24 protein-coding genes and 1 pseudogene are annotated in these 20823 nt (G+C 61.0%); 13 read left to right on the top strand and 12 right to left on the bottom strand.

All coding sequences use genetic code 11. The annotated features are described in order from the left end of the window. Positions 1 to 16: 16 nt before the first annotated feature. Positions 17 to 1315 carry a pitrilysin family protein gene (locus ATY76_RS30835; protein ID WP_088678429.1) on the bottom strand — a complete coding sequence of 433 codons (1299 nt, stop codon included), beginning with the start codon at positions 1313 to 1315 and terminating at the stop codon, positions 17 to 19. Positions 1316 to 1318: 3 nt separating this feature from the next. Further along, a complete protein-coding gene (gene thrC / locus ATY76_RS30830) occupies positions 1319 to 2743 on the bottom strand; it encodes a threonine synthase (RefSeq protein WP_088678602.1) in 1425 nt (474 codons plus the stop codon). A gap of 264 nt (positions 2744 to 3007) precedes the next feature. Here thrC and ATY76_RS30825 point away from each other — a divergent pair, with 264 nt between their 5' ends. After that, entirely contained in the window at positions 3008 to 3655 is a 648-nt protein-coding gene (locus tag ATY76_RS30825) for a hypothetical protein (RefSeq protein WP_190233776.1), read from the top strand. A gap of 197 nt (positions 3656 to 3852) precedes the next feature. Here the strand turns inward: ATY76_RS30825 and ATY76_RS30815 are convergent, their stop codons facing one another. Beyond that, positions 3853 to 4542 carry an HAD family hydrolase gene (locus ATY76_RS30815; protein WP_088678428.1) on the bottom strand — a complete coding sequence of 230 codons (690 nt, stop codon included), beginning with the start codon at positions 4540 to 4542 and terminating at the stop codon, positions 3853 to 3855. Between the two features lie 199 nt (positions 4543 to 4741). On the opposite strand from ATY76_RS30815, the gene ATY76_RS30810 reads away from it, so the two are divergent. The 3 genes from ATY76_RS30810 to ATY76_RS30800 all read left to right on the top strand — a co-directional run bounded on the left by ATY76_RS30810 (position 4742) and on the right by ATY76_RS30800 (position 6635). Then, on the top strand, positions 4742 to 5410 hold the full coding sequence (locus ATY76_RS30810; protein ID WP_088678427.1) for a GntR family transcriptional regulator: 669 nt from the start codon (positions 4742 to 4744) through the stop codon (positions 5408 to 5410). 212 nt (positions 5411 to 5622) lie between these two features. Then, a complete protein-coding gene (locus ATY76_RS30805) occupies positions 5623 to 6213 on the top strand; it encodes a biotin transporter BioY (protein ID WP_088678426.1) in 591 nt (196 codons plus the stop codon). 32 nt (positions 6214 to 6245) lie between these two features. Beyond that, on the top strand, positions 6246 to 6635 hold the full coding sequence (locus ATY76_RS30800; protein WP_348627537.1) for a DUF1284 domain-containing protein: 390 nt from the start codon (positions 6246 to 6248) through the stop codon (positions 6633 to 6635). Here ATY76_RS30800 and ATY76_RS30795 read toward each other — a convergent pair. The 6 genes and pseudogenes from ATY76_RS30795 to ATY76_RS30770 form a co-directional block, all read right to left on the bottom strand. Then, a complete protein-coding gene (locus ATY76_RS30795; RefSeq protein WP_088678424.1) occupies positions 6628 to 7317 on the bottom strand; it encodes a metalloregulator ArsR/SmtB family transcription factor in 690 nt (229 codons plus the stop codon). The genes ATY76_RS30800 and ATY76_RS30795 overlap by 8 nt on opposite strands. Positions 7318 to 7375: 58 nt before the next feature. Beyond that, entirely contained in the window at positions 7376 to 8692 is a 1317-nt protein-coding gene (gene hisD / locus ATY76_RS30790) for a histidinol dehydrogenase (RefSeq protein ID WP_088678423.1), read from the bottom strand. Between the two features lie 59 nt (positions 8693 to 8751). Beyond that, positions 8752 to 9477: an amino acid ABC transporter ATP-binding protein gene (locus ATY76_RS30785; RefSeq protein WP_088678422.1), complete on the bottom strand. Its 726-nt coding sequence runs from the start codon at positions 9475 to 9477 to the stop codon at positions 8752 to 8754. Beyond that, positions 9470 to 10124: pseudogene (locus ATY76_RS30780) on the bottom strand (amino acid ABC transporter permease). Before ATY76_RS30780 ends, ATY76_RS30785 begins: the two are co-directional and overlap by 8 nt. Before the next feature lie 27 nt (positions 10125 to 10151). Next, positions 10152 to 10814 (bottom strand): amino acid ABC transporter permease, encoded by a 663-nt coding sequence (locus ATY76_RS30775; RefSeq protein WP_088678421.1) that lies wholly within the window; start codon positions 10812 to 10814, stop codon positions 10152 to 10154. Between the two features lie 70 nt (positions 10815 to 10884). Next, positions 10885 to 11688, bottom strand: a complete 804-nt coding sequence (locus tag ATY76_RS30770) for a transporter substrate-binding domain-containing protein (protein ID WP_088678420.1) — start codon at positions 11686 to 11688, stop codon at positions 10885 to 10887. A 145-nt stretch (positions 11689 to 11833) separates the two neighbouring features. On the opposite strand from ATY76_RS30770, the gene ATY76_RS30765 reads away from it, so the two are divergent. The 5 genes from ATY76_RS30765 (at position 11834) to ATY76_RS30745 (ending at position 16368) form a co-directional block, all read left to right on the top strand. Next, positions 11834 to 12658: a helix-turn-helix transcriptional regulator gene (locus tag ATY76_RS30765; protein WP_088678419.1), complete on the top strand. Its 825-nt coding sequence runs from the start codon at positions 11834 to 11836 to the stop codon at positions 12656 to 12658. 149 nt (positions 12659 to 12807) lie between these two features. Next, positions 12808 to 14265, top strand: coding sequence for an aspartate ammonia-lyase (locus ATY76_RS30760; protein WP_088678418.1), 1458 nt, complete (start codon positions 12808 to 12810; stop codon positions 14263 to 14265). 158 nt (positions 14266 to 14423) lie between these two features. Continuing rightward, complete coding sequence (locus tag ATY76_RS30755; RefSeq protein WP_088678417.1) at positions 14424 to 14753, top strand: NIPSNAP family protein; 330 nt, start codon at positions 14424 to 14426, stop codon at positions 14751 to 14753. Beyond that, positions 14750 to 15100 (top strand): antibiotic biosynthesis monooxygenase, encoded by a 351-nt coding sequence (locus tag ATY76_RS30750; RefSeq protein WP_088678416.1) that lies wholly within the window; start codon positions 14750 to 14752, stop codon positions 15098 to 15100. Before ATY76_RS30755 ends, ATY76_RS30750 begins: the two co-directional genes overlap by 4 nt. A 125-nt stretch (positions 15101 to 15225) precedes the next feature. Next, positions 15226 to 16368, top strand: a complete 1143-nt coding sequence (locus ATY76_RS30745; RefSeq protein WP_088678415.1) for a site-specific DNA-methyltransferase — start codon at positions 15226 to 15228, stop codon at positions 16366 to 16368. 98 nt (positions 16369 to 16466) lie between these two features. Here ATY76_RS30745 and ATY76_RS30740 read toward each other — a convergent pair whose 3' ends face one another. From ATY76_RS30740 to mutY, 3 genes are read right to left on the bottom strand one after another with little or no spacing between them, the layout of a single operon-like run. Then, positions 16467 to 16832, bottom strand: coding sequence for a nuclear transport factor 2 family protein (locus ATY76_RS30740; protein WP_088678414.1), 366 nt, complete (start codon positions 16830 to 16832; stop codon positions 16467 to 16469). A 5-nt stretch (positions 16833 to 16837) separates the two neighbouring features. After that, on the bottom strand, positions 16838 to 17452 hold the full coding sequence (locus ATY76_RS30735; RefSeq protein ID WP_088678413.1) for an HAD family phosphatase: 615 nt from the start codon (positions 17450 to 17452) through the stop codon (positions 16838 to 16840). 2 nt (positions 17453 to 17454) lie between these two features. Next, on the bottom strand, positions 17455 to 18546 hold the full coding sequence (gene mutY / locus ATY76_RS30730; RefSeq protein ID WP_088678412.1) for an A/G-specific adenine glycosylase: 1092 nt from the start codon (positions 18544 to 18546) through the stop codon (positions 17455 to 17457). A gap of 96 nt (positions 18547 to 18642) precedes the next feature. Between mutY and ATY76_RS30725 the strand changes: the two genes are divergently transcribed. The 4 genes from ATY76_RS30725 to ATY76_RS30710 all read left to right on the top strand — a co-directional run bounded on the left by ATY76_RS30725 (position 18643) and on the right by ATY76_RS30710 (position 20635). Further along, entirely contained in the window at positions 18643 to 19137 is a 495-nt protein-coding gene (locus tag ATY76_RS30725) for a DUF721 domain-containing protein (protein ID WP_039623073.1), read from the top strand. Between the two features lie 96 nt (positions 19138 to 19233). Then, entirely contained in the window at positions 19234 to 19458 is a 225-nt protein-coding gene (locus tag ATY76_RS30720) for a DUF6290 family protein (RefSeq protein WP_088678411.1), read from the top strand. Further along, positions 19442 to 19711 (top strand): type II toxin-antitoxin system RelE/ParE family toxin, encoded by a 270-nt coding sequence (locus ATY76_RS30715; RefSeq protein WP_071087404.1) that lies wholly within the window; start codon positions 19442 to 19444, stop codon positions 19709 to 19711. The genes ATY76_RS30720 and ATY76_RS30715 overlap by 17 nt, the downstream gene beginning before the upstream one ends. Before the next feature lie 147 nt (positions 19712 to 19858). Further along, on the top strand, positions 19859 to 20635 hold the full coding sequence (locus ATY76_RS30710; RefSeq protein WP_088678410.1) for a DsbA family protein: 777 nt from the start codon (positions 19859 to 19861) through the stop codon (positions 20633 to 20635). Positions 20636 to 20823: the final 188 nt, after the last annotated feature.

Genomic DNA, 20823 nt, shown 5'->3' with positions numbered 1-20823 from the left:
CGGAACGGACGGCGGCTCAGAGGCTTGCCTGCATCGTCTTCGGCGCCGGGACCGAAAGCGAGGCTTTGATGTCTTCCATCGGCGCAAGCTGTTCCAACGGCCCGATCGCCGACAGCGTCGGCACCGTGTCGTAGAACAGCCGGCCGGCAAGGTCGGTCAGGCGCTCGATGGTGATGCCCTCAAGCCGCTCCATCATTTCCGGATTGGAGATTGGCCGGCCGTAGAGCATCATCTGCCGGGCGATCTGGCCGGCGCGGGCGGCCGGGCTCTCCTGGCCCATCAGCAGCTGGGCGCGGATCTGGGCACGGGCGCGCTCGATTTCCTTCTGGTGGATCTCATTGGCGGATTTGTGCAGCTCGTCGATGATGACGGGCACCAGTTCCGGCAGATTTTCGCCGCCGGTTGCCGCATGGATGCCGAAGATGCCGGTGTCCGAAAAACCCCAATGGAAGGCATATACGGAATAACAGAGGCCGCGGAATTCGCGCACTTCCTGGAAGAGCCGCGAGGACATGCCGCCGCCGAGGATATTGGCGAGGATCTGCGAGCAATAGAAGTCGCGGGCGTGATAGGGCTTGCCCTCGAAGCCGAGCAGGATCTGCGCATCCATCAGGTCGCGCGGCTCGCGCACGCTGCCCCCGATGTAACGCGCCGCTTCCATGACCGGCGGGGCGGATGGCGAAGTCGGCAGGCTGGCGAAACGATCCTCGACCATGCGCAGGAATTCTTCATGATCGACGGCGCCGGTCGCCACCACGAACATGCGGTCGGTCGTGTAATTGCGGCCGAGATAGGCGCGGATCTGCTGCGGCGTGAAGGAGACGACGCTCTCCGGCGTGCCGAGGATCGGCCGTCCGAGCGTCTGGTCGCGATAGGCGGCCTCGGAGAAGCGGTCGAACACCACGTCGTCGGGCGTGTCGTTGGCGGCGTTGATCTCCTGCAGGATCACCTGCTTCTCGCGTTCGAGTTCTTCCTCCTCGAAGGCCGATTCCGTCAGGATGTCGGCGAGGATGTCCACGGCGAGCGGAACGTGGTCCTTGAGCACGCGGGCGTAATAGGACGTCGTCTCGGTCGAGGTGGCGGCATTGACTTCGCCGCCTACGTCCTCGATTTCCTCGGCGATCTGGCGGGCCGTGCGGCGCGCCGTGCCTTTGAAGGCCATGTGTTCGAGCAGGTGAGCGATGCCGTGCTCGTCTAGCGTCTCGTTACGCGATCCTGATTTGATCCAGACTCCAAGCGCGACGCTTTCGAGATGCGGCATGGTCTCGGTGACTACTGTCAGCCCGGATTTCAGCCGGGTGCACTCAACTGTCATTGGTTATCTTTCTGCGCCTGCGTTCGTCTCGCCGCGGGCGTGCTGGCCGATAAAGGTTTCTACGGCTTTAAGCTCCGGCTTGATGATCTGGAAACGCTCCTCCCTGTCCATCAGACCAGCAAGCCACGTCGGAAGCGCCGGGTCAATACCGGAGGCGGATTTTACGGCGACGGGGAATTTCGCCGGATGCGCGGTCGAAAGCGTCACCATCGGCGTATTCGGCTTTTCTTTCTTGGCCGCGACGAAAACGCCGATGGCCGAATGCGGATCGAGGAGATAGCCGGTCTCGGTATGGGTCTTGCGGATCGTCTCGGCCACCTGCTTTTCGCTGGCGCGCCCGGCGCGGAAGTCGCGGCGGATGGCTTTCAGCGCCTCGGGGGCGATCTCGAAGCCGCCCGATTGCTTGAGGCTTTCCATTGCCGCGCGCACCTTCGAGGCGTCGCGGTCATAGGCTTCGAAAAGCAGCCGTTCGAAGTTCGAGGAGATCTGGATGTCCATCGACGGCGACGTCGTCGCCTTGACCGCCTTCATGTCGTAGCGGCCGGTCTTCAGCGTCCGCGTCAGGATGTCGTTCTCGTTGGTGGCGATGACAAGCCGGTCGATCGGCAGGCCCATGCGCTTGGCGCAGTAACCGGCGAAAATATCGCCGAAATTGCCGGTCGGCACCGTGAACGAGATCTTCCGGTCCGGCCCGCCGAGCGCCACGGCCGTCGTGAAATAATAGACGATCTGGGCCATGATGCGCGCCCAGTTGATCGAGTTGACGCCCGAGAGCCTGACCTTGTCGCGGAAGGCCACGTCGTTGAACATCGCTTTGACGAGGTTCTGGCAATCGTCGAAATTGCCTTCGACGGCGAGCGCATGCACGTTCGCCGAGGTCGAGGTCGTCATCTGCCGCTGCTGCACCGGCGAGACCTTGCCATGCGGGAAGAGGATGAAGATGTCGGTGCGCTCGCGCCCGGCGAATGCGTCGATCGCCGCACCCCCGGTGTCGCCCGAGGTCGCGCCGACGATCGTCGCCCGCTCGCCGCGCTTCTCCAGCGCATAGTCCATCAGCCGCGCCAGCAGCTGCATCGCCACATCCTTGAAGGCGAGTGTCGTGCCGTGGAAGAGCTCCATCACGAAGCTGTTCGGCCCGGTCTGGACGAGCGGCGCGATCGCCGGATGGCGGAAGGTGCCATAGGCCTCGTCTATCATCGCCCGGAACGTGTCGTCGGGGATCTCGCCATTGGTGAAGGGCAACAGGATGCTGAAGGCGATTTCCTGATAGGTCTTCCCCCGCAGGCTGCGGATTTCCTTCTTGGAAAAGCTCGGCCATTTGCGTGGAACATAAAGCCCGCCGTCGCGCGCCAGCCCCGTCAGCAGGGCGTCGCAAAAGCCGAGGGAAGGGGCCTCGCCGCGGGTCGAGATATAGTCCACGTTCGTTATCCTTGATCTATCGCTGGAGGAAATACGGCCGGGCGCAGCCCTGGCCCGCTTTGCCGCAAACCGGCAAGGCGCTGCCCGTGAGGCCATACCATTGCCGTTATCTTGTTGAAGTTGCCCGCATCCGGCGGCGAAAAGTGCATCAAAACGGCGCGTACCCAATCGATTTTTGTTTGCGCCGCTGATATAGACCATTGCAAACCGTCGTGAAAGGCCTCGCGAAAAAGACATGGGGCCTCCAAGAAACGCTTGTTCAAGGGGTGGAATATCGTGCTCGGCAAGGTCTCGCGTCTCATCGTCTCTGCTTCTTTCGTTGCACTGCTTGCCGGCTGCAACTCGCTTGGCGTAGGCGGCGACAGCAAGACGGAGCCGCCGCCGGCCCAGCCGAACGGCAACGCGCAGATCATGCCGCTGGCGCCTGCCAACCCGTCCTCGAACAATCCTTCGATCGGTACGGCCACGACGGCGCAAGGCACGACGGCCCCGGTCGTTCAGGGCGCCTGCCCGCAGATCTTCATGCGCGACCAGGATGCGATCTTCCGCACTTACGCCAAGGGCAAGAAGGACGATCCGCAGCAGATTGCCCTCCAGGCCTCCGTCGGCGATTACACCCGCCAGTGCACGCTGAACGACACGAACCTGACGATGACCATCGTCGCGCAGCTGCGCCTCATCACCGGTCCGGCCGGTGGCCCCGGCCCGGTCACGCTGCCGATCCGCATCTCCGTCGTCGACGGCGACAGCGTGCTCTATTCCGAAGTTACCAAGTTCCCGACCGAGATCCCGCAGGGTGCCGCGAGCGCGCAGGTGATTTTCCGCAAGGAAGGCATCAAGCTGCCGGTCGGCTCCGGCGCGCTGGTCCGTGTCAACATCGGCTTCGACACTCAGCCGGCCAAGAGCAAGAAGAGCAGCTGAGCAATATCGGGTCTGCTTCCGAGGCGCGGCTCTCCACCTCCCTCATTCCTGTGCTCGTCACAGGAATCCAGCCACGGCGCGTCTGCGCCATGAATGACTGCCGTCGACGTAAGCGTTCTCTCGCGCCCAAGGACTTGGGCGCACTGGATCCCTGTGACGAGCACAGGGATGAGGGAGGAGAGGGTGTTGCCTAAACCTTAAAGCACGCCTTCCCACGCAGCGAGTGCTGCAACGACGCCCGGCAGGTCGTTCATGCGAGAGATGACCGTTTCAGCGCCGGCATCCGTCAGTTTGTCGGCATGGGCGGGGTAGCTGTGCGAGGCGCCGGTAAAGCCGATGACGCGCATGCCGGCGGCGCGCGCCGCATGCACGCCGTGCACGGAATCCTCGACGACGACCGTCTTGTCGGGCGAGACACCCATGCGGCTCGCGCCATGCAGGAAGATGTCGGGCTTCGGCTTGACGCGGTCGGCGCCGAGATCCTTGGCTGAAAAGATGTTGGGCGCAAACAGCGGCTTCAGACCCACTTTGCCCAGCATCATGTCGAGCCGTTTCGTGCTCGAATTCGAGCAGATGCAGCGCTTCATCGGCAGCCTGGAAATAGCGAATTCGACGCCGGCGATGGCCTTCACGTCACTCGCCAGCCTTGCGTCGAGCAGCTTTTCCGATTTCTCCAGCAGCGAAGCCGAAAGCGGGATGCTTGCCTCGCGCTCGATCTGGAGCAGGATGTTGTGCCATGTCATGCCGGCGAAGCGCTCGCCCATTTCTTCGGCGCCGATCGGATAGCCGGCCTCCGTCAGAAGTTCGGATTCGACTTCCGCCGCAATGATTTCCGAATCGACCAGAACGCCGTCACAGTCGAAGATGATGAGGTCGAAGCCGTCCATATGTTCACGCCTTGCTGGAAGTCTGGGTCTTGTCCGGGAATGCTGCGGCTTTACACGATGGCCGTTCAAAGCTCAACCTGATCTCCGGCATGGCTGGGATGCGGCACGCGGGCGGCTCCGCGCCGGCTATAGGATCGGCGGCGCGAGACACGGTCACTCCGGCCTCGACAAGCCGGTACCTGCCCGCTACTGAACGTGCATGGCTAGAGAACCGGAAGATACAATCGCAAGCCGCATCAGCCGGGTGCTCGCCGAGCGCATCGTGCGCGGCGAACTGCCTCCGGGCGCGCGCCTGCGGCAGGACCATATCGCCGAGGAGTTCCAGGCCAGCCACGTGCCGGTGCGGGAAGCCTTCCGCCGGCTGGAGGCGCAGGGGCTGGCGATCAGCGAGCCGCGCCGGGGCGTGCGCGTTGCCTCCTTCGATCTCGCCGAAGTGCGCGAAGTCGCCGAGATGCGCGCCGCCCTCGAAGTGCTGGCGCTGAAACATGCCGTCCGGCACATGACCCCCGCCATTCTCGATGCCGCCGAGGCGGCGGCGCGCGAGGGCGATGCCGCGGCCGACGTCCATGCCTGGGAGGAGGCCAACCGCCGCTTCCATCGGCTGATCCTTTCCCCATGCGTCATGCCGCGCCTGCTTGCCGCCATCGATGATCTGCATGCGGCCAGCGCCCGTTTTCTCTTTTCCGCCTGGCGTTCCGGCTGGGAAAAACGGACGGATCACGACCATCGGGCCATCCTCGCCGCCCTTCGCCAGGGCAAGGCCGAAGAGGCCGCCGCCATTCTGCAGAAACATGTGCAATGGATCGGCCGCGCCCCACAATCCGCTCAAAAGAGTGGTAGGCCCGAGGCCTTCGCCATTGTCGGCTGACTTTTCCTGAAAATTATAGATAATTTCAGCGGCGAAAATTCGTTGAATAATCCAGTTTTTTCATCGTGTTGTGGCGTATGTTTGCGCCACCTTGCGAGTTCCGGATGTTGAAAATGATCCGGAGTCGGCTCCGCCAGCTTGCATTTGGACGGAATCTTTCTCATAAAAATAGATGATATAAGAAATTATCTATAATTTGAAAAGGAGAGCCTATGTCCCTGTCCGATCCGTCACGCGGCCTTGCCTTCGATCTGTTGCGTCTTGCCGCGAGGCCGCTGGCGGTAAAAGCAGCCTTCGTTCTCGCCGGCACGCTGGTGCTTGCACTGGCCTCACAGATCGCCGTGCCGATGGTGCCGGTTCCCATCACCATGCAGACCTTTGCCGTGACCATGATCGGCGCGCTTTACGGCTGGCGTCTCGGTGCGCTGACCGTGCTCGCCTGGCTCGGTGAAGCCATGCTCGGTTTGCCCGTCCTTGCCAACGGCAGCGGCGGCCTGGCGCCCTTCGCCGGTCCGACCGCCGGCTATCTCGTTTCCTTCCCTGTCATCGCCGCTCTCGCCGGCTGGCTTTCCGAGCACGGCTGGACAGGAGACCGGGTGGTGGCGAGCTTCGTCGCGCATTTTTCCGCCAATCTTCTTTGCCTTGCGATCGGCGGCCTCTACCTCGCCTCTCTTCTCGGCACGGAAAAGGCGTGGGCTCTCGGCGTTGCTCCCTTCATTCTCGGCGCCGTGCTGAAATCCGCGCTCGCCGCCGCCATGCTGAAGGGCCTGCGCATCTACGCCGGCCGGACGCGGCTGAATTGACCGTCCGGCTTCGCGCCCATCATCTGCTCTGCATGCTGACCTTTGTCGGCGAAGGCTATACGCCAGCCTTCATCGCCAATTACCACCGCATCGCCGCGCGTCTTTCGGCCGGAGAGGAGATCGAAGTCGTCTCCGGCCCCGACGACATCTGCGCGCCACTTCTGCAAGATCTGTCGGCCCATTGTTTCAGTCCCGGCCCGGCACGCCGAGACGAGGCCGCGGCAGAAACCATCGGTCGCCTGCTCCGCATCACAGTCGGGCAGGGGACGCGGATTTCGCCCGATGAAAGGCTTCTGCGCCGCCTTCGCCTGCGCTTCGCCATGGAAGAGTTTAAAAGCGCCTGCGAGGGTTGCGAATGGAGCGAGTTTTGCAGCGACATCGCCGGCGGCGGATTCCGCGGCGTGCGTGTTGCGCCTAGCTAGTTTCCAGCGGGAAAAGCTTCAGGAACTGCCGGTCGCCTTCCGGCGAGAAGAGGATGGAGCGGCTTTCGGCCGCCCGCCGCGCCCATCCCTTGTCGAGGAAGCTTGCCAGCAGAGCCTTGCCGAGGCTGCCGGCAAGATGGGCCCGCCTTTCGCTCCAGTCGAGGCAGGAACGGCAGAGCGGGCGCCGCGACGATCTGAGCGCGCCGACATCGATGCCGATGCATTTGAGATCGCTTTCGCCCTTTTCAGTCAGCGCAAGGCCGTCTCCGACCGCGTCGATCGATCCGGAGGAAATGAGGCTGTCGAGCATGCGCACGCCGTAATCGCCGGCAAGATGATCGTAGCAGATGCGCGCCTTGCGCAGCGCCGGCTCCTTCGGGCCTGGGCGATGGCGCAAATGTCCCCGTCCGGCCGCAAAGCCCATCATGCTTTCGATAAGCCGCGCGGCCGCCTCGTCGGCAAGCGTGAAATACCGATGCCGCCCTTGTTTGCGCTGGGCAAGCAGCCCGCCGGCTTCGAGCTTGGCAAGATGCGTGCTCGCCGTCTGCACGGTGATGCCGCCGACGCCGGCAAGCTCGGTCGCCGTCAGCGCCCGGCCGCCGGTCAGCGCCGCCAGCATGTTGGCGCGGGCGGGATCGCCGATGAGCGCGCCGATCTGCGCAATGTCAGGACCTTCCTTCATACTTCGATCGTAACCGAAGCATGGCCGTCAGGCAATGTGCGAAAACGGGGAGGCACATTCAGGATGATCGCGGTGCGGCTGCCATACCGTAGCCAACATTCTCCCTGCCGTAACGGCGAACCCGGATATTGGCCTGCTCGGCATGTCCGACGAATCCCTCCATCAGGCACAAACGCGAACCATACTGGCCGATAAGCGCGGAAGCTTCATCCGAGGTGATGCGCTGATAGGTGCAGGTTTTCAGGAATTTGCCGACCCAGAGCCCGCCGGTATAGCGCGCCGCTTTGTCCGTCGGAAGGGTGTGGTTGGTGCCGATGACCTTGTCTCCGAACGCCACATTCGTTCGCGCGCCGAGAAACAATGCGCCGTAGTTCTTCATGTTGTTGAGGAAATAGTCCGGGTCTGCGGTCATGACCTGAACATGCTCGGAGGCGACACGATCGGCCTCGGCGACCATTTCTGCGAGTGAGTCGCAGAGGATGATTTCGCCGCAATCTTCCCAGGCCTTCGCTGCGATGTCGCGGGTCGGAAGCAGCGTGAGCAGGCGCTCGATCTCGCTGAGCGTATCCTGCGCAAGCTTCCGCGAGTTGGTGATCAGGACAGCCGGCGAGTTTGGGCCGTGCTCTGCCTGCCCCAGCAAATCGGTCGCCACCAGTTCTCCGTCCACGCTATCGTCCGCAATGACGAGCGTTTCCGTAGGACCAGCGAAGAGGTCGATGCCGACCTTGCCGAACAGGAGACGTTTGGCTTCGGCCACATAAGGATTGCCCGGGCCAGCCAGCATATCGACCGGCGCGATCGTCTCGGTGCCATAGGCCATCGCAGCAATCGCCTGTACGCCGCCCAGGCAGTAGATTTCATCAGCGCCGGCGAGCGCCTGCGCAGCAACGATCTTCTCGGCGATCTTGCCCTTGAAGGGCGGCGCACAGGTGATCACCCGATCACAGCCGGCAACTTTAGCCGTCAGGACGGTCATATGTGCCGAGGCAAGCAGCGGATATTTGCCGCCCGGCACGTAGCAGCCGACGTTCTGGATCGGAATGTTTCGATGACCGAGGACGACACCCGGAAGGGTCTCGACCTCGATGTCGAGCATGCTTTCGCGCTGCGCCTGGGCGAAGTTGCGAATCTGATCTTGCGCAAAGTCCAGATCCGCGCGCTCCTGCGCGGTGAGGCTGTTCACGCATTGATCGATTTCAGCTTGGCTAAGGCGATAGTCGTCGCGATCAAAGCCGTCGAAACGATTTGACAATTCGCGAACGGCCGCGTTCCCGCCTTTTTGCACCTGACGAAGGAGCCCGAGCACGGTCTCGGTGAGTTTCGCATCGTCCTTCGGGCCGGAGAGGGCTTTCGCCGCCTTGATTTGCTCAGCCATGGATCGCTTCCTTTATGGGTCGATTATTGTGGGATGGATTTCTTGGAAATGCTGTTGCGTCATCGCGTGCTGGCATTGACGAAGGCAGCCGTCTCCGGCCTTTCGGGTGCTCCGAATATCTGCCGGGCCGGCCCGATCTCATGGATTTTCCCTTGGTGAAAGAACGCGACACGGTTCGACACCTCTTTGGCAAAGGCCATTTCGTGCGTCACCACGATCATGGTCATGCCCTCGGCCGAAAGCATACGCATGGTGTCCAGCACCTCGCCAACCAGCTGAGGGTCAAGCGCCGATGTTACCTCGTCGAAAAGCATATAGTCGGGCGACATCGCGAGCGCGCGTGCGATCGCCATCCGCTGCTGCTGTCCACCCGACAGCTTCGAAGGATAGACGTCAAGCTTGCTGGAAAGCCCGACGTGCTCAAGCTTTTGTCTAGCGACAGCCGCAGCCTCGGCCTTGCTCTTTCCGAGGACCTTTCGGGGAGCGAGTGTCACGTTTTCGAGAACCGTCAGATGGGGAAACGCATTCCACTGCTGGAAAACGATTCCGATCTTCCGGCGCAGGTTGTTCAAGTCGGTCGACCGTCGATGGACATCGACATTGTCGACGACGATCCGGCCGGAGTTGATCGGCTCCAGTCCGTTGATACACATCAGAAGCGTCGACTTGCCGGACCCCGAACCGCCGATCAGTGAAACGACCTCACCTTTCTCGATGGTCAGCGAAACTCCCTTCAGCACTTCAAGATTGCCGAAAGACTTATGCACATTGGATATCTCAATCATTGGCCTGCCACTTTCTTTCCAGCCGCGCGCCGAGGCGGGCGATAGGGAAGCTGATTGCGAAATAGATCAGTCCCGTGATGAAGAGGAGGAACATCGGTTCCTGGATGCGGGTGATGATGCTCTGGGATGCGCGGAGCAGCTCCATGATTCCGATCCAGCTGACGAGGGCCGTATCCTTCATGACGCTGAGCGTGAGGCCGATCCAGCCGGGCAGGGATGTCCGTAGCGCAATAGGAAACACAACATAGGCAAGGTCCTGGCGCCAGGTCATGCCGAGCGAGCGAGCGGCGCGGCGGGTGGTCGTCGGAACCGCAAGCACCCCGGCCCGAACGATCTCCGTGCAATAGGCTGCCGTATAGATCGCCAGCATGACGCATGCGATGGTGAAGGGAGCCCAGCTTAGACCGATTAACGGACTTCAGCGAGTTCGCCATAACGAACTGGATCAGGAGCGGAACGGAACGGAAGATATCGAGCATGGCGCCGATCGGCGCGTTCACCCAACCGGGAGCGCTCGCGCGAGCCAAACCAAGCAGCAGGCCAGCCGACGTCCCCCCGAGCACGGCCCGAAAGGCGATCAGCAGTGTAACGCCAGCGCCCCTGAGCATATAGAGGAGGTCGAAGTGTGTGAACGCGGTGTCAAACAGGGAGGGAAAATCCATCGGTGCCTCCCCTCAGTACCGGAACAGACGCCAGGCGGCGAGCCGGGCTGAAACCGTTACGAACTTGGCTATCAGGAAATAGATGATGGCGGCGACGACATAGAATTCGAAAGTCCGATAGGTCTTCACATTATATTCCTGCGTCACGCCGTTGAGGTCGGAATCGAGGCCTACGACCACGCCGAGCGACGTCAGCAGGATGGCCCAGACCATCTGGTTGGTGATCGGGTAGAATGTCACGCGGATGAGCTGCGGGAACACGATCAAGCGAAACGCCTGCGTCGGTCCCATGCCGAGTGATCGGGCGGCTCGGGTCTGGGTGGGCGCAATAGCGCGCAGGCCGCCCCGAAAGGTCTCTGCGAGATAGCCGGCATTGTTGAACGCGATCCCGGCAAGCAAGGCGGCCATGCTGCCGAGATGGATGCCCAGCGAACCGAGACCAAAGAAAAACATATAGATTTGGAACAGCGCCGGCGTATTGCGGGCCAGTTCGATCCATGTGGTGGCGATTGCACGAAGGCTCTTATGCTTCGATCCACCCGCCAGAGCGAGAAGCACGGCGAAGAAAATGCCGATCACCATCGAGGTAATCGCGATCTCCAGTGTGACCAGCGCACCATAGAGCATGTCGGGCAGCGCGCGTTGCACTGCAGACCAGTGAAATTTGTAGGTCATGTACGGGTGCTCTCGGATAGACCGAAGCCGACGGCACTTTCAGCGGCGCCGGCTTCGGAACGGGGATCCATCAGCGATAGACGTTCGGCACCGACAGCGAGGCCGCCTTGCCACCGATCCACTTCGCATACAATTCGTCGTAGCGCCCGGTGCGAACCTGCTGGTTGATGAACAGGTTGAGGTAGTTGAGAAGGCCCTGCTCGCCACGCAGCGCCATAAGGCCGACATAGTCGATGACATAGGGGGCATCACCGACGACCTCGAACTCCGGGTATTGCTTGACGGCAGCCGCTGCGAGCGTCGACGGCAGGATCGTGGCCTGAATCTGGCCCTGCTTCATGGCAAGATAGGTGTCGGCCTGGGACTGGAAGCCCTTGTACTCGCCGCCAGCATTCCACTTTTCGACGTCAGCCTTCAGCGTAAGGCCTTCAGCAGAACCGGCCGGTGTCCCGACAACCTTGCCCTTCAGCTCGTCGTAGGTCTTGATGCCGGCATCCGTGCGCGCCAGGATCACCGAGGTAAAGGCGAAGTAGGGAATGGTGAAGCCGATCGTCTTCGCCCGTTCGAGCGTATCGGAGGCGGACGCTACGGCGATATCGGCGCGTCCCGAAAGCAGCGCGGGGATACGGTCGCCGAGCGGCGTTTCGACGATTTCCGGCTCGACGCCGAGGGCCTTGGCGAGATCATTGCAGGTTTCGACGTCGAAACCCGCCGGCTCCTGCTTTTCGTCGCGGAAGCCCATCGGCGCGAAGTCGAGCATGACGGCGCAACGCAGCTTGCCGGAGGCGATGATATCGTCGAGGCTGTCCGCATAAGCTGCGGTCGAAGAAAGACCGAGTGCGAGCAGCGATGTGAGAAGAAGTGCGTTTTTCATCGTAGTTCCCCAATTGCGGCCAATTCTGTGGCCTTGGCGATTGGAATGCTCGCCTACCTCATAGTGCTTTTGCAATTTCGCGGAACCTTGATTTCTTGCGCAAACTGACGCATTGTCTGCATCAGTTTGCGCAGAGGAGGGCGGCGTGGAGTTCAAGCAGCGAGACGCCAACATCTTTGCCGCCAATCTTCGCACCCTTTGCGAGCAGCACGGGTCGATCTCGGCCATCTGCCGCAAGATCCAGATGAACCGTCAGCAGTTCAACAAGTACCTGTCGGGCACCCATATTCCCTCGGACGCCAACCTGCGGTTAATCGCCAATCATTTCGGGCTGAGCACATCAATCCTGTTTTCGAATCCCGAGGAACTGCGCACCCTCGTCGACGGCAATTTCTTCCATGCGATGATGACGGCCAAGCAGATGCAGAAGATGCCCGGATTCCTGTCGGAAATGGTGGTCGGCACGACGGCCTATGAGCCGGAGCTCGTGGGCGTCTATGACCGCTATCAATACTCGTCGATCTACAAGGGCTCTATCCTCAAATCCGTCTTCTGCATCTACCGCAACGGCGAATTCCTGCAGCACTATTATGTCGAGCGGTTTCCCAGCTATGAGGAGCCGGGAAAAGCCGAATATATCTTCAAATATCATGGCTTATGCTTTGCGATGGAGGACCGCTTCTTCACCATCGACGTCGAGGCCATCCAGCGGAACGAAATGACCTCCGGCGTGTTCGCCGCCGTCAAGAGGAATACGAAAAAGTTCATGTTCGGCATTGCAAGCGGCATTGCCGCAACCCAGTTCCGGCAGCCCTACGCCACGAAGGTCGTGCTCCACTATCGTGGTCCAGGACTGATCAGACGCGAACACCTGGCGGGCGGCACGGTGCTCGAGGCAAATTCTCCGCAGATACCACGCGAGGTGCTCCAATACCTCGGCGATGACGGGGACATGATCTATTCCCGGTGAGCCATCAGCCAAACCTTCTGCCTTGGCGACGCGGCCATGAGCAGTTGCTGCGTCATTGTGCGTCATTTTCTTCGCCACCGCCAAATTGATCCGGCGATCGCGGGCTTTCAATCTCGCCTGCAGAGTTTTTGCGGAGGAGGACGCAGCAAATGGTCAACTCGATCCAATCGCCACGCATTGAAAGGGACCCTCTCGGTCAGATCGAATTGCCGGCCCTGGCCTATTACGGTCCGCAGACCGGACGTGGCATCGCCAATTTTCCGATCTCGGGCATTTCGATCAGTCACTTTCCGAACCTCATCCGGGCTTTGGCATGGGTGAAGAAGGCGGCAGCGCGCGCCAACGCGACACTTGGCGATCTGGACCCAGCCAAGGCGGAAGCCATTTGCGCCGCCTGTGATGACGTTGCGTCAGGAGCCTACGATGCTGAGTTCCCGCTGGACGTCTTTCAGGGGGGAGCCGGCACCTCGACAAACATGAACGCCAACGAGGTCATCGCCAACCGCGCCCTCGAAATCCTCGGTCTGCCGCGCGGGTGCTATGACATCATTCACCCGAACAACGACGTGAATCTGGCACAGTCGACCAACGACGTGTATCCGACTTCCATCCGGCTCGCGATCCTCCTGTCTTACGGCGGTCTGGTGCAGGGTCTCGGGCGGCTTGCGGCGGAGTTCGAGGCCAAGGGTGAGAGTTTTGCCGATGTCGTCAAACTCGGCCGCACGCAGTTGCAGGACGCGGTTCCGATGACGCTTGGGCAGGAGTTCCAGGCATTCGCTGCTACACTTCGAGAAGATGTCGCGCGGATTGCGGAGATCGCCTGCCTTTTTAACGAGATCAACCTTGGCGGAACGGCAATCGGAACAGGCATCAACACCAACCCCGCCTACCAAGGTCTCGTAGTCGCCGAGCTACGAAAGATCAGCGGCCTCCATCTTTGCGCCGCTGGAAACCTCATCGAAGCGTGTTGGGATACCGGCGCTTTCGTTCTCTTCTCCGGCATGCTGAAACGTACCGCCACCAAACTGTCTAAAATTTGCAATGACCTTCGTCTGCTTTCCAGCGGTCCGCGGGGCGGTTTCAACGAAATCAATCTGCCGCCTTTGCAGCCCGGCTCCTCGATTATGCCAGGCAAAGTCAACCCTGTCGTCCCCGAAGTCGTCAACCAGGTCGCCTTCCAGATTATCGGCTACGATCTGACGATCACTCTCGCTTCGGAAGCAGGGCAGCTCCAGCTGAATGTCATGGAGCCGGTCATTGCCTATAATATTCTGCATTCCCTGGAATTGCTGACCAACGCCATTGAGACGTTGCGAACGAAATGTGTCGTTGGCATCACGGCCAATTCAGACGCATGTCTAGGGCATCTGGAAGCAAGCACGGCAGTTGCCACAGCGCTAACCCCGTTCATCGGCTATGAGCGCGCTGCCGAGCTGGCGCTAGAGGTGCTTGCGAGCGGCAAGACAATCCGCGAGGTTCTTGAATTACAACCAGACCTTTCCCCGAATGTTCTGTCTCGAGTGACGGACCCCGCGCTTCTGACCCGTCCGCTGCAGCAGCATATAACCGCGGCGGGAACGTCGAACTCGTTTGACAAGCTTGTTTGAGTGCCCTCAGACCGCTGCATCCTTATTCGGGCCTGCCAAAATTCTCGGCTGACGGCATGTTGAGCACCTGCGCAATCTCCGGACCTTCTTTCATACTTCGATCGCAACCGAAGCATCGCGGTCGGGCAATGTGCGAAAAGGAGCAAAAGGAGAAAACGATGATCACCTGCTTCATCCGCTACCAGATCGACCCCTTCAAGAAAGAGGCTTTTGCCGAATATGCCCGCAAATGGGGCCAGGCGATCCCGAAAAACGGCGCCGACCTGATCGGTTATTTCGGCCCGCATGAGGGATCGGCGACGACGGCCTACGGCGTCTACAACATCGAAAGCCTCGCCGCCTACGAAGCCTATCGCGCCAGACTGGCCGCCGACCCGCTCGGCCGCGACAATTACGAATTCGCCAGGCGCGAGCGTTTCATCCTCGAGGAGGACCGCATCTTCCTCAAAAACGTCTCCGCTCCTCACGCCAGGCTGGTGCTGCCATGATCGCCGTCATCTTCGAAGTCGTGCCCTATATGGGCGAACGCCACAAATATCTCGATCTCGCCGGCCAGTTGCGATCCGAGCTCGAAAAGATCGACGGCTTCATCTCGATCGAGCGTTTCGAGAGCTTGACGAACCGCGGCAAACTGCTTTCGCTCTCCTTCTTCCGCGACGAGGAGGCCGTCCGAAACTGGCGCAATCGCGAAGCCCACCGGGCGGCTCAGCAGGCCGGCCGCGGCGGCATCTTCGCCGATTACCGCCTGCGCATCGCCAGCGTCCTGCGCGATTACGGCATGTTCGAACGCGACGAGGCGCCGGCGGATAGCCGTAGCGTTCACGATGCCGCCTGATGGGGAATGTCTTCCGCTCGGCTGCGGAATTAATTCCCGAATTCGGCCACCCCTTCAGGCTTTGGTAACTAAGTTGCGTAACCATAACGGAGAGTTAAGCGTAAAGCGTATGAGTGAGTATCAGAATGGCATCAGTTTTTCCGCTTGCCGACCTCAAGGCCTCCGTCAAGCCGGGTTCCCGGTCGGAGTCCTGGATCGACACGATCATCAAGGGCGATTGCGTCAGCGCCCTTGAAGCCTTGCCCAGCCACTCCGTCGATGTAATCTTCGCCGACCCGCCGTATAATCTTCAGCTCGGCGGATCGCTGCATCGTCCCGATCAGTCGCTGGTCGATGCCGTCGATGACGAATGGGATCAGTTCGCTTCCTTCGAGGCCTATGACGCCTTCACCCGCGCCTGGCTGCTCGCCTGCCGCCGCGTCTTGAAGCCGACGGGCTCGATCTGGGTAATCGGCTCCTACCACAATATTTTCCGTGTCGGCGCGACGCTGCAGGATCTGAACTTCTGGATCCTCAACGACATCATCTGGCGCAAGACCAATCCGATGCCGAATTTCAAGGGCCGCCGCTTCCAGAACGCTCATGAGACGATGATCTGGGCAAGCCCCAACGCCAAGGCCAAAGGCTACACCTTCAATTACGATGCGATGAAGGCCGCCAATGACGATGTGCAGATGCGCTCCGACTGGCTGTTCCCGATCTGCAACGGCAATGAACGGCTGAAGGGCGAAGACGGCAAGAAGGTGCATCCGACCCAGAAGCCGGAAGCGCTGCTTGCCCGCGTCATCATGGCCTCGACCAAACCTGGCGATATCGTGCTCGATCCTTTCTTCGGCTCGGGAACGACGGGCGCCGTCGCCAAGCGCCTCGGCCGTCACTTCGTCGGCATCGAGCGCGAGCAGGATTATATCGATGCGGCATCCGCCCGCATCGCCGCCGTCGAGCCGCTCGGCAAGGCGGAACTCACCGTCATGACCGGCAAGAAGGCCGAGGTGCGCGTCGCCTTCAACGTGCTGGTCGAAAGTGGCCTCATCAAGCCCGGCCAGGTGCTGATCGACGCCAAGCGCCGCTATAGCGCGATCGTGCGCGCCGACGGCACGGTGGCTTCAGGCGGCGAGGCCGGCTCCATTCATCGTCTCGGCGCCAAGGTGCAGGGTCTCGATGCATGCAACGGGTGGACCTTCTGGCATTTCGAAGACGGGCAGTCCCTGCGCCCGATCGACGATCTCAGGTCCGTCATCCGCAGTGATCTGGCAAAGGTGGAGTGAGCAGCACCTTCGCGGGATCGAAATACCTTCTTCCGGTTTCCTCCAGTTGCGGAAGAAGGCCAAGGCGCCCGGGGCTCGAACCCCGGGCGTCTTCTATTTTAGAAGTCCTTGTAGTCGGTGACGTCGACGCGGATGATGCGGCCTTCTGTGTTGAAGGTGATCGTCTCCTCGCCCTCGCGGATCAGCGGCCTTCCCGTCTTGCCGTGCGTGGCGCGCAGCGACCAGACGGCCCGGCCGGACAGCGGCGTCAGCGTCTCGACCAGCGAGTTCTCCGCCGTCTGATCGGGATAGTCGTCGAAATATTTCCGGAAGGCGGCCATGATCTCGCCCCGCCCGGCAAGGCTGCCGACGCCGTTTGAGACATAGGTGGCGTCCTCGGCGAAATAGGCCTCGATAACAGGGAAATCCAGCGCGTTGATCGCGGCGTGGAAGCGTTCGATTTCTTCGGCCGGGTCGAAAGCCATGGCTCTCAGACCTTCAATCCGTAGGCGGCAAGATCGCTGCGCAGCTTCTCGGCGCCGGAAAACAGCACGGCGTTCCAGCCGAAGGCCTTGGCGCCTTCGACATTGGCAGGCGCGTCGTCGATGAAGATCGTTGCCTTGGGGGCGAGGCCGAAGCTTTTCGTATGTGTCTCGTAGATCGCGATATCCGGCTTGATCAGGCCGACATCGCCGGAAACGGTGACGCCGCGCGGTTTGGTCAGAAAAGGGAAACGCTGCTGCGCCTCGCGGAAAGTGTCGGAGGCGAAGTTGGTCAGCATCGTCACGTCGCGGCCTTCGGCGATCAGCCCTTCCATGATCGCGACGCTGTCCTCATAGGCGTGCGGCACCATCTCGTGCCAATATTTGCGGAAGGCGCGAATATGCTCTTCACGTGCCGGGTGCTGGGCAATCAGCAGCGCTTCGGCCTCTTGCCATGTGCGGCCGCGGTCCTGCTCGATGTTCCAGTCATGGGTGCAGATATTGGCGAAGAACCAGTTGCGCTCGGTCTCATCAGGGATGAGGCGGGAGAAGGGAAGATGCGGATCGTAATGAATAAGAACTTTGCCGATGTCGAAAACGATATGTTTTATCTCAGTAGTCATGGTCATCCCTTGGATGTTTTGAACGCGAGAGGAATAGCCACTGCGATCGCTTTTTTCATGACGGTCGGCAAGGCCTGCGCTTCAAGATTTGTGACCGGCTCCCACCATCCGTCATTCGTGTCGACCGTGGCGGCGATGGCCGTGCGGTAGATCGAAAGCCTGAGTTCGAAATGCGTGAAGACATGGATGACGGTGCCGCAGGCATGCCATGCCGCATCGAAGGGGGCGGCTTCCGCCGAGGTCTCGCCATCGATGCGCGCCGTCCAGGCCGTCGTCGGCACCTCGGTCATGCCGCCGAGCAGACCGCTGTCGCCTCGCCGTCGCAACAGGATTTCTCCATCGGCGGTCACCGCGATAAAGGCCGCGCCCTGACGGACCGGTTTCTCCTTTTTCGCCGCTTTGACAGGAAAAAGCTCGGGATCGGAAAACTTCAGCGCCTCGCAGGCCCCTCTGAACGGACAGAGCGAACAGGCCGGCCGCTTCGGGGTGCAGATCGTCGCGCCGAGATCCATCATCGCCTGGGCAAAATCGCCGGGCCGCGCCGCAGGCGTCAGCAGCACCACCTTTTCCTTCATCACGGGCTTTGCGGCCGGCAGCGGGGTTTCGATCGCGTAAAGCCTGGAGATCACCCGCTCGACATTGCCGTCCATCACAGCGGCCTGCCGGTTAAAGGCGATGGCCGCGACGGCGGCGGCCGTATAATCGCCGATGCCGGGCAGCGACTTGAGTCCTGCTTCCGTGTCGGGAAAGATGCCGCCATATTCCCTAGCCACCGCTTCGGCGCATTTCTTCAGGTTGCGGGCGCGTGCATAATAGCCGAGCCCCGCCCAGGCGGCCATCACTTCGTCGTTTGCGGCCGCGGCGAGGCTGGTCACCGCGGGCCAACGCTGCAGAAACTTGGCGAAATAGGGTTTGACCGCCTGCACCGTCGTTTGCTGCAGCATCACCTCGGAAAGCCAGATGTGATAGGGATCGGGCTTGACGCCGCGCGCCGCCATGCCCGGTGAGACACGCCAGGGCAGGTCGCGATGGTGCCGGTCGTACCAGTCGAGGAGGGGTTTTGCCGAAGGCGTGTCGAGGGTCGTGATCGTCATGATTTGCCGCGATAGGGGGAAGGCCCTATACTTGGCGAAGCAAGGTCGCGCGATCAAGTCGGCCCCGCCAAATCGCGCCGCCGCTTAAGGGTTTCGATGAGTTATCCACGCAAAGATGTGAAGCAGATTTCCGAGCTGGCGAACGGGCTGATCGATCCTGTCCTGGCGCGCCGGGCCGGCATCAACACGGCTCTGCTCGGCTCCTGGAGCGAAATCGCCGGCGAGGATTTCGCCGATTGCACCCGGCCGGAAAAGATCGCCTGGGCGCGCGGCGGCGGCGATGACGGCAGCTTTCGCCCCGGCGTGCTGACGATCGCCTGCGAAGGTGCGCGCGCGCTTTTCCTCACCCATGCCCAGGGCGAACTCATCCAGCGCATCAACAGCTTCTTCGGCTTCGCCGCCGTCCATCAGATCCGCATCGTCCAGAAGCCGGTCTCTCAAGCCGTCCGCCGCTCCCGCACGCCACCGCCGCTGAAGGGCGAAGCCGCCCGCAAGCTCGAAGGCATGATGGAAGGCATCGAGGGCGACAAGCTGCGCCAGGCGATCCAGCGATTGGGCACGGCGGTGATGGGCAAGCGGGGTGGGCGTTGACGGGCAAGGTGCCTGAGTTGTCCGGACAACCGTAAAGCGGATGTAGATTCTGTTCCTGTCGAATGCTATATTTGTATAGCAGACAGGAGAACGAACATGCTGGCCTTGCGATTGCCGCCGGATATCGAAGCACGGCTCGATGAGCTCGCCAGGCGCACGGGTCGCAGCAAGAGCTTCTATGCGCGTCAAGCCATTGTCGAACATCTCGATGATCTCGAAGATATTTATCTTGTCGAAAAGCGCCTCGAAGAGCTTCGACGGGGCGAGAGTGATACCGTGTCACTGGCCGAGCTGATGACGCGTCATGGCATGGAGAATTGAGTTTCACCGGGCCGCAGAGCGTGAGCTTGAGAAGCTCGGACATGAGGCGGCTCGCCGAATACTCCGATTTCTCAATGACCGCGTCGCAAGGCTGGACGACCCACGATCCATTGGAGAGGCGCTTAAAGGGTCCGAACTCGGGGATTTCTGGAAGTATCGCGTAGGGGACTATCGCGTGATCGCAAGCATCGATGATGGGGCCGTGCGAATCCTCATCGTGCGTATCGGCAACCGCCGCGATGTCTATCGGTAATCAACAAGCCGATCGATCGCAATTTTGTCTGGCGGTCCCATCACGGTCACAATTCTTTGAAGGAAGTTGCTGATCCGTGGCTTGTGAGCGGCCGTCAGCCGTTATATCGCACAGTCACGCCGTCACTCTCGTACCTATGGGGAACCCATGCAGATGTCCGAAATGCAACTGACGAAACGCCGCCTCCTGGGTGGCATCGCCATCGCCGCAGCTGCCGTAACGCTTGTCGCCTGCAACGACAGCAATGACGCTGCCGATGCTTCGTCCTCCGGCAAGACCATGGCCGACGGCACCAATGTCGACACCATTCAGACGGCTGCTACGTCCGGGACGGAAATGCCGCAGTCCGACGGCGACGTCGATATGGCCGAAGTGCTAAAGCCCGGCGCCTTGCCTGAGATGGCGCTGGGGAAGGCCGATGCCCCGGTCAAGATCGTCGAATATATGTCGATGACTTGCCCGCACTGCGCGCATTTCCACAACACGACTTTTGACACCATCAAGCAGAAATACGTCGACAGCGGCAAGGTGCAGTTCATCATCCGCGAATTCCCCTTCGACCCGCGCGCCGCCGCCGCCTTCATGCTTGCCCGCTGCAACGCTTCAAATCCGGAGCAGTTGAGCACGCCTGAGCAGTATTTCCCGATGGTATCAATGCTGTTCAAGCAGCAGCAGGTCTGGGCCGCCGCCGATGACGGCCGCGCCGCGCTGCTACAGATGTCGAAGCTTGCCGGATTTACTGAGGATAGCTTTACGAAATGCTTGACGAACCAGAAGCTTCTGGATGAAGTGAACGCCACGCGGGAAAGAGGTTCCAAGGACTTCGGCGTCAACGCCACGCCGACTTTCCTGATCAATGGCAAGCGCTATTCTGGAGACATGCCGGTTGACACCATGTCGGCGCTCATCGACAGCCTGCTCTGAACCGCACCGTTTGACGACGACGGGCGACGGCGAAAGCCGTGCGCCCTTTTTTTTGTCGCTGCGTGGGAAGCACCCCCCTCTGTCCTGCCGGACATCTCCCCCACAAGGGGGGAGATCGGCAGGGGGAAACGTCCCATCCTCAATATCTGACCCTTTCAAGGCTGCTCTGGACGTGCGGCCCGTTGTTT

The organism is Rhizobium sp. R339, assembly GCF_002211395.1.
Taxonomy (GTDB): domain Bacteria; phylum Pseudomonadota; class Alphaproteobacteria; order Rhizobiales; family Rhizobiaceae; genus Rhizobium.
The sequence above is the reverse complement of the archived record's forward strand: the minus strand, read 5'-3'. Positions and strand labels throughout refer to the sequence as shown.

What these genes read in the sequence shown, in the direction of transcription:
- ATY76_RS30835 (WP_088678429.1), bottom strand. Translation starts at nt 1,315, where the DNA reads ATGACAGTTGAGTGCACCCGGCTGAAATCCGGGCTGACAGTAGTCACC.
- ATY76_RS30815 (WP_088678428.1), bottom strand. Translation starts at nt 4,542, where the DNA reads ATGGACGGCTTCGACCTCATCATCTTCGACTGTGACGGCGTTCTGGTC.
- ATY76_RS30810 (WP_088678427.1), top strand. Translation starts at nt 4,742, where the DNA reads ATGGCTAGAGAACCGGAAGATACAATCGCAAGCCGCATCAGCCGGGTG.
- ATY76_RS30805 (WP_088678426.1), top strand. Translation starts at nt 5,623, where the DNA reads ATGTCCCTGTCCGATCCGTCACGCGGCCTTGCCTTCGATCTGTTGCGT.
- ATY76_RS30800 (WP_348627537.1), top strand. Translation starts at nt 6,246, where the DNA reads ATGCTGACCTTTGTCGGCGAAGGCTATACGCCAGCCTTCATCGCCAAT.
- ATY76_RS30795 (WP_088678424.1), bottom strand. Translation starts at nt 7,317, where the DNA reads ATGAAGGAAGGTCCTGACATTGCGCAGATCGGCGCGCTCATCGGCGAT.
- hisD (WP_088678423.1), bottom strand. Translation starts at nt 8,692, where the DNA reads ATGGCTGAGCAAATCAAGGCGGCGAAAGCCCTCTCCGGCCCGAAGGAC.
- ATY76_RS30785 (WP_088678422.1), bottom strand. Translation starts at nt 9,477, where the DNA reads ATGATTGAGATATCCAATGTGCATAAGTCTTTCGGCAATCTTGAAGTG.
- ATY76_RS30775 (WP_088678421.1), bottom strand. Translation starts at nt 10,814, where the DNA reads ATGACCTACAAATTTCACTGGTCTGCAGTGCAACGCGCGCTGCCCGAC.
- ATY76_RS30770 (WP_088678420.1), bottom strand. Translation starts at nt 11,688, where the DNA reads ATGAAAAACGCACTTCTTCTCACATCGCTGCTCGCACTCGGTCTTTCT.
- ATY76_RS30760 (WP_088678418.1), top strand. Translation starts at nt 12,808, where the DNA reads ATGGTCAACTCGATCCAATCGCCACGCATTGAAAGGGACCCTCTCGGT.
- ATY76_RS30755 (WP_088678417.1), top strand. Translation starts at nt 14,424, where the DNA reads ATGATCACCTGCTTCATCCGCTACCAGATCGACCCCTTCAAGAAAGAG.
- ATY76_RS30750 (WP_088678416.1), top strand. Translation starts at nt 14,750, where the DNA reads ATGATCGCCGTCATCTTCGAAGTCGTGCCCTATATGGGCGAACGCCAC.
- ATY76_RS30745 (WP_088678415.1), top strand. Translation starts at nt 15,226, where the DNA reads ATGGCATCAGTTTTTCCGCTTGCCGACCTCAAGGCCTCCGTCAAGCCG.
- ATY76_RS30740 (WP_088678414.1), bottom strand. Translation starts at nt 16,832, where the DNA reads ATGGCTTTCGACCCGGCCGAAGAAATCGAACGCTTCCACGCCGCGATC.
- ATY76_RS30735 (WP_088678413.1), bottom strand. Translation starts at nt 17,452, where the DNA reads ATGACTACTGAGATAAAACATATCGTTTTCGACATCGGCAAAGTTCTT.
- mutY (WP_088678412.1), bottom strand. Translation starts at nt 18,546, where the DNA reads ATGACGATCACGACCCTCGACACGCCTTCGGCAAAACCCCTCCTCGAC.
- ATY76_RS30725 (WP_039623073.1), top strand. Translation starts at nt 18,643, where the DNA reads ATGAGTTATCCACGCAAAGATGTGAAGCAGATTTCCGAGCTGGCGAAC.
- ATY76_RS30720 (WP_088678411.1), top strand. Translation starts at nt 19,234, where the DNA reads ATGCTGGCCTTGCGATTGCCGCCGGATATCGAAGCACGGCTCGATGAG.
- ATY76_RS30715 (WP_071087404.1), top strand. Translation starts at nt 19,442, where the DNA reads ATGGCATGGAGAATTGAGTTTCACCGGGCCGCAGAGCGTGAGCTTGAG.
- ATY76_RS30710 (WP_088678410.1), top strand. Translation starts at nt 19,859, where the DNA reads ATGCAGATGTCCGAAATGCAACTGACGAAACGCCGCCTCCTGGGTGGC.